Here is a 6291-nt window from a genome sequence, read left to right on the forward strand (position 1 = left end):
CGTGGGCCGCCATCGGGCCGCCCACGGCGAACACGCGCGGCAGCAGGTCGGTGATGCCGATTGTCATCGCGCGGTCGACCCGGTGCCGGCTCGCGAACGCCTCCAGCGCCTGTGATGTGCAGCCGGCGCGCAGCGAATCGGCCAGCGCGAACGCATCGCGAAGGCCCAGGTTCAGCCCCTGTCCGGCCACCGGATGTAGCGTCTGCGCGGCATTCCCGACCGCGGCAATGCGCCCGTCGACCGTGACCGGCGCGGCATTGAGCCCGAGCGGAAATGCGTGGCGCTTGCCAACCAGCGTGAACCGGCCCATTCGCGTACCGAACGCCTGGCCCAGTTCATATGCGAACTCGTCCTCTGGGAGCGCGAGCCGGCGCATGGCCTGCTCGGGCGGGCAGCACCAGACCAGCGCGTAGCCCTGCACGCCATGTTCCTCGTGTGGCAGCAGCGCCAGCGGCCCTTCCTCGGTAAAACGTTCCCACGCCCAGCCGGGCTGTGGTTGCGTACACGTCACATGACCGATGATCGCGGTCTGTTGATAGTCGCGTCGCCGCGCGGCCTCGGTGCCACGCGACAGCCGCTGGATTTGCTGGTGGAACAGTCCGCCTTCGGCCTGCACAGCGATGCGGGCCGCAAACGCTACCGGCAATCCTTCCTGCTCTGCGTGCGAGGTGCCGGTCAGCCGGACCAGGGCGGCGTCGCTCCGGTTGCTGCCGTCGCTGCGGTCGCCTTGATCGATGTTGTCGATACGCGTCTCGAAGGCGCGTTCAAGCCGGCCCGGAGCGGCGTCGGCGGCGCGGGCGAGCGCGCGTTCGAGGGTCTGGCAAAGGTCGCCGTACCTGACCACATAGCCCAGCGCGGGCACGCCGTAGTCGTCGCCATGGAGCTTCACATGACCGAAGCGGCCGCGCTGCGAGACATGGATATGCTCGATCGCCTGCGCCGGCACCGGCCATGCGCCGATCTGCTCGAGCAACTGGCGGCTGCCGTGCGACAAGGCAATGGCGCGCGGATCACGTGCGGCGCGCGCCGGCGTGGCCGCGTCGATCAGCGTGATGCGCCACGATGTGGTGCGTAGCAACTGCGCCGCCAGCGCCAAGCCGACCGGCCCGCCGCCGACAATGACGATGTCGCGCGGCTCAACCGCGAGTGCGTCAGTGCTGGTTGGCAGCGTCATGGCTGGTTTCCTCGTCCTTGCGCGCTTGGGCTTCGGCTTCGGATCGCTTCCACAGATTCGCGTCGGTGCGTGACTTGCCAGAGGTGGCGTCGCGCATCGCGTTATCGAGTTTCTGCTGATGGAAGCCGGGCAGCTCCTGCAGGCGCCGCACCAGCGCCTCGTGGTTGGCCGCGGTCATCGGCACCACGCAGCCTTGCTGACTTGCGGCGTCGCCGGCCAGGATCAGCCATGCGGTGCCTGCCCACGGCGCGCGGTCGGACACGCGCACCACGACTTTCTCCAGCGCGTCCCAGGCCAGCTCTTCGCGCTGGCCGTCGGGGCGGTGCACCACGACGCGGTCGTCATAAATATTGATCACGAATGGTTCGTTCGGATCGACTGCTCGCGTCGTGTGGGTCTTCGTGACGCCGGTTCCGAACAGTTTGCTCAACAATGCCTTCATCGCGACATGCCTCCGTTGTCGCGCATCAGTGCCTCGATCTCGTCGGCCTTCACAGGCACGCCGCGCGTGATCAATTCGCAATCTCCCGAAGTCACCACGGCGTCGTCCTCGATGCGGATGCCGATGTGCCAGTAGCGTTCGGGTACGTCTTCGGCCGGGCGCACGTAGATGCCCGGCTCGATGGTTACCACCATGCCCGCCTCGAGCGGACGCCATGGTCGCTCGCCCTCGTGGCCTGCCGGCAGCGGGCCGGGCACGCGGTATTCACCCACGTCGTGCACGTCCATGCCGAGCCAGTGGCCCGTGCGGTGCATGTAGAAGCGGCGATAGCTGCCGCTGGCCAGCACGTCGTCGAGCGTGCCTTCCTTGTTGCGGTCGAGCAGGCCGGTGTCCAGCATGCCTTGCGCCAGCACACGCACCGCCGCGTCGTGCGGGACGTTGTATGGCACGCCCGCGCGTGTCTCGGCGATGGCGGCGTCCTGCGCAGCCTGCACGAGGTCATAGAGCTCGCGCTGCGCCGGCGTGAATCGGCCGTTGACCGGGAACGTGCGCGTGATGTCCGACGCGTAGCCGTCGAGTTCGCAACCCGCGTCGATCAGGCACAGGTCGCCGTCGCGCAGTTCGGCCGGACCCGCCCGGTAGTGCAGCACGCAAGCGTTGGGGCCCGTGGCGACGATCGAGTTGTAGGCCACGCTCTGGGCGCCGTGGCGGCGGAATTCGTAGAGCAGTTCGGCTTCGAGGTGGTACTCGCGCAAGCCTTGGCGCGACGTGCGCATCGCACGAACATGCGCCTGGGCCGAGATCTCGGCGGCACGGCGCATCGTGACCAGTTCGCCCGCATCCTTGAACAGGCGCATCTCGTCGAGCAGTGTGCGGACGTCTAGCGCGGCCGACGGGGAGGACACCCCGGCGCGGCCCTGCATCCGTACCGCATCCAGCCAGCCACGCACGCGTGCGTCGAAGTCTGCGGTGGCGGCCAGCGGATAGGCCAGCGTGGCGCGGTTGGCCAGCATCGGCGGCAGCAGCTTGTCGATGTCCTCGACCGAGTGCGCCTCGTCGAAGCCGAACATCGCGCGCGCGCCTTCCGGGCCATAGCGGAAGCCATCCCAGATCTCGCGTTCTTCGTGCTTGGGCCGGCAGAACAGGATGCTGCTGTTGGTGTCGTCGCCCGGGCCGCCCGCCACCAGCACGAGCACTGCGTCTGGCTCGGTGAATCCGGTAAGGTAATAGAAATAGCTGTCGTGCCGGTACGGATAGTCGCTGTCGCGATTGCGCATGGCTTCCGGCGCGGTTGGCACGATGGCCACGCCGCCGCCGTTGGCGCGCAGATGTTTCAGCACACGGGCGCGGCGATCGCTGCACGCGCCGAGGAGGGCGGAGTCGGGTGCGGACATGGATGAAAGACGGTGAGGGGAATGCCCCGATTCTAAACCCGTCGGCGGGTAAAGCGGGCCGCGCGTGCGCACGATGCGGCGCAAAAGCGGGCGCGTACGGGGCTTTGGTAACGTTTGGGAGCGCGCCGCTATGCCCGCAGCGAGCGATCAAGCGCCGCCAGTTGCGCAGGAGTGCCAACGTTTTCCCAGCGTCCGTCGAAGCGCTCGCCCGTGGCCAGGCCTGCGGCGATGGCTTCCCGATAGTAGGGCGACATCGCCACCTTCGCCCCGCGTTCGATTTCGCGGAACAGGCGGGTGTCGTACAGGCCGATATTGCCGAACGTCAGCGCGTGGCCGTCGGCGCTGGGCATCCGCAGCAGTCCGGCGGCATCCAGCACGAAATCGCCGCGCGGATGGAAGGGCGGGTTCGGCACCATCACCAGATGCATGTGCGGGCGCTGGGCCGTGGCCATGGCGCGGGCGCGCGGCAACAGGGTGCGGTAGTCGAAGTCGCAGAAGATGTCGCCCGATACGGCCAGGAACACGTCGTCGGCGTCGGCCTTGCCGGTCAGCAGGGGCAGCGCGTGGGCGATGCCGCCGGCCGTTTCCAGCGCCGTGCCTTCGGCCGACCAATGGATGCGCGCGCCGAATTGCGAACCATCGCCCAGTGCCGACTCGAGCTGCTCGCCGAGCCAGGCGTGATTGATGACGATATCGGTGAGGCCGGCCCGCACCAGCGCCTCGACCTGCCACACGATCAGCGGCTTGCCTCCCACGGCCAGCAACGGCTTCGGGCAGGCATCTGTCAACGGTCGCATACGATCGCCGCGGCCGGCGGCGAAGATCATCGCTTTCAAATCAGAGCCTCCAGGGCAACCAGGGCGGCCATGCCTCCGGCGATGGTCCAGCCAACGCTGCGCGTGCGCGCGGCGATGACGATGGCCACCACGCCGGCGATCAGGCGTGCATTGTGCAGGCTGACGAACACGGCGCCGTCGCGCATCAGCAGGTCCGGCGCGATCAGGGCCGACAGCATGGCCGCCGGCACGAACTGCAGCGCCGTGCGAAACCATGCCGGAAGGCGCACGCGGCCCTCGACGGCGATGAATGACAGCCGGATCAGGAAAGTGGCCAGTCCCGCGCCGATGAATACCCACAGCAGGGTCATCTGGCTCATGCTGCGTGCTCCTTGCGATCGGTTTGGCCCGATGCGTCCGACGAGCGCCGCCCGGTACCGTCCCGGTCCCGCCCGCGCAGCAACATGCCTGCGGCAATGCCGCCCAGCGCCGCCACCATGATGCCGAGCTTGTGCGGCATGGCGAAGCACGCCACGGCCAGTACCGAGGCCACCAGCGCGGCGGCGGTCTGCGAGCGGTGCTTCAAATTCGGCACGATGATCCCGATGAAGGTCAGCGGCAGGAAGAAATCGAGCGGCCAGTCACGCGGCACCTGCGCGCCAACCAGCACACCGGCCAGCGTGGAGACCTGCCAGCTCGCCCAGAGCGAAAAGCCCGCGCCAAAGTAGAACCAGTGCCGGTAGCGCGCGCGCGGGCCAGTGTCTCCCAGACGGCGGGTCATGGCCGCGAACGCCTCGTCGGTCAGCAGATAGGCAATCAGCGCCTTCCAGCGGCGTGGCAGCGGTGCCAGGGATGCGGCAATCGTCGCGGAATAGAGCGCGTGTCGCAGATTGACCATCGCCACCGTGAACGCGACCACCAGCGCCGGCGTGCCGGCTGCCCAGAGTTGCGTCAGGATCATCTGCGATGCCCCGCCGAAGACGATCGCGCTCATCGCGCAGGCCAGCCAGGCCGGCATTCCGGCATTGACTGCCAGCACGCCGTAAATCAGGCCGAACGGCATCACGCCGAGCAGCATCGGCGCCAGCGCGCGGGCGCCGGCCCACCATTCGCCGCTGCGGGTGATAGCCTCGGCGGCCTCGGGGGTGTCAGGGGTGTCGGATGGGACCTCCACGTTGCACCCGCCTAGAACGTGAAGCCGGTGGGCCGCTCGGTGCCTTCGATCGCATCGAGCAGGCGCACGAGCTTGCGCATCTCGCTATACCGGCCTGCCACGTTGCGGGTGTATCGGAGCACGAGCGGCAGGTTGGCCAGATAGCCGTCCTTGCCGTCACGGTGATACAGACGCGCGAAGATACCAAGCACCTTGAGGTGGCGTTGCAGGCCCATCCATTCAAAGTCGCGGTAGAACTCGCCGAAATCGGCCGCCACGGGCAGCCCGGTCTTGCGGGCGCGTTCCCAGTAGCGGATCAGCCAGTCGAGCTGTTGCTCTTCTTCCCATTCGATATAGGCGTCGCGCCAGAGCGACACGGCGTCGTAGGTGATCGGGCCGATCACCGCATCCTGGAAGTCCAGGACACCGGGGTTGCTGGCTTCGGGCAGCACCATCAGGTTGCGCGAATGGTAGTCGCGATGCACGTAGACCTGCGGCTGCGCCAGGTTGTTGGCCATGATGGTCTCGAACACCTCACGCAGGTCGGCCTGCTGACGGTCGTCGAGCGTCACGCCGAGGTGCTTGGCGATGTACCACTGCGGGAACAGGTCCAGTTCGCGCTGCAGCAGCGCGCGGTCGTACGCCGGCAGTTCGCCCGGGCGGGTGGCGGCCTGGATCTTGACCAGCGCGGCGGCCGCATCGGTATAGAGATTGTGCGCCGAGGTGTCGTCCAGGCGCGACAGGTACGTCTGGCTGCCCAGATCGGCCAGCAGCAGGAAACCCTGCTCGAGATCCTGGGCCAGCACCGTCGGCACCGTCACGCCGGCATCGCCGAACAGCTTTGCCACATGGATGAACGGTCGGCAATCCTCGTGCGAGGGTGGCGCGTCCATCACGATCGCGGTGGGGTGCGCAGGGTGGCCGGTCCGCACGCGGAAGTAGCGGCGAAAGCTTGCGTCGGCCGACGCGGGGGCGCAGGAATCCGGGTCGATCGACCATGCCGCACCGAGTCTGGCTACCCACGTTTTGAGTTGTTCGATGCGCGGGTCTTGGCCCGTGGCGTGAAGAAGTGCAGACATGCCTGAAAGGGAGAATACGATGCCCCGTATAATACCCGACCAGACCCGGGCGCCGGGTGGCCTCCGGGAGGGGCCTTTGTCGCCCCGCAGCCCGCTCTGGCAATGGGTTGGCGTCGAAGCAGGGGCAAACTTTGCAGCCCCTTCGAAGCGCCGGCCCGCCGAGCTGACCGACCACCGTTTGCATGACCGAACAACGACGATCACCGCATCATCCGGCCACCCGACCGCCAGCGCCCCCGGGCACGTCCCGGCGCGTCCGCCTGCCCGCCAGCG

Annotated in this window: 7 protein-coding genes; all 7 read right to left on the reverse strand. The window is 67.9% G+C overall.

Annotated features, from left to right (window positions below; genetic code table 11):
- Positions 1 to 1174: UbiH/UbiF/VisC/COQ6 family ubiquinone biosynthesis hydroxylase (locus tag D769_RS19770; protein WP_008648701.1), on the reverse strand; the 1174-nt coding region annotated here is incomplete at its 3' end.
- Positions 1152 to 1616, reverse strand: a complete 465-nt coding sequence (locus D769_RS19775; protein ID WP_008648702.1) for a hypothetical protein — start codon at positions 1614 to 1616, stop codon at positions 1152 to 1154. The genes D769_RS19775 and D769_RS19770, both read right to left, overlap by 23 nt.
- Positions 1613 to 3010, reverse strand: a complete 1398-nt coding sequence (locus D769_RS19780) for an aminopeptidase P N-terminal domain-containing protein (protein WP_008648703.1) — start codon at positions 3008 to 3010, stop codon at positions 1613 to 1615. Before D769_RS19780 ends, D769_RS19775 begins: the two co-directional genes overlap by 4 nt.
- A 128-nt stretch (positions 3011 to 3138) precedes the next feature.
- On the reverse strand, positions 3139 to 3846 hold the full coding sequence (gene murU / locus D769_RS19785) for an N-acetylmuramate alpha-1-phosphate uridylyltransferase MurU (protein WP_008648705.1): 708 nt from the start codon (positions 3844 to 3846) through the stop codon (positions 3139 to 3141).
- Positions 3843 to 4166, reverse strand: a complete 324-nt coding sequence (locus D769_RS19790) for an AzlD domain-containing protein (protein ID WP_008648707.1) — start codon at positions 4164 to 4166, stop codon at positions 3843 to 3845. The genes murU and D769_RS19790 overlap by 4 nt, the downstream gene beginning before the upstream one ends.
- Positions 4163 to 4864, reverse strand: coding sequence for an AzlC family ABC transporter permease (locus tag D769_RS19795; RefSeq protein WP_234706936.1), 702 nt, complete (start codon positions 4862 to 4864; stop codon positions 4163 to 4165). The genes D769_RS19790 and D769_RS19795 overlap by 4 nt, the downstream gene beginning before the upstream one ends.
- 107 nt (positions 4865 to 4971) lie before the next feature.
- Positions 4972 to 6018 (reverse strand): phosphotransferase, encoded by a 1047-nt coding sequence (locus D769_RS19800; protein WP_008648711.1) that lies wholly within the window; start codon positions 6016 to 6018, stop codon positions 4972 to 4974.
- Between the last annotated feature and the right edge of the window lie 273 nt (positions 6019 to 6291).

This window comes from Cupriavidus sp. HMR-1, assembly GCF_000319775.1.
In the GTDB taxonomy this organism is placed as follows: Bacteria; Pseudomonadota; Gammaproteobacteria; order Burkholderiales; family Burkholderiaceae; genus Cupriavidus; species Cupriavidus metallidurans.

Coding starts and splice junctions, on each gene's coding strand:
- D769_RS19775 (WP_008648702.1), bottom strand. CDS start 1,616: ATGAAGGCATTGTTGAGCAAACTGTTCGGAACCGGCGTCACGAAGACC.
- D769_RS19780 (WP_008648703.1), bottom strand. CDS start 3,010: ATGTCCGCACCCGACTCCGCCCTCCTCGGCGCGTGCAGCGATCGCCGC.
- D769_RS19790 (WP_008648707.1), bottom strand. CDS start 4,166: ATGAGCCAGATGACCCTGCTGTGGGTATTCATCGGCGCGGGACTGGCC.
- D769_RS19795 (WP_234706936.1), bottom strand. CDS start 4,864: ATGCTGCTCGGCGTGATGCCGTTCGGCCTGATTTACGGCGTGCTGGCA.
- D769_RS19800 (WP_008648711.1), bottom strand. CDS start 6,018: ATGTCTGCACTTCTTCACGCCACGGGCCAAGACCCGCGCATCGAACAA.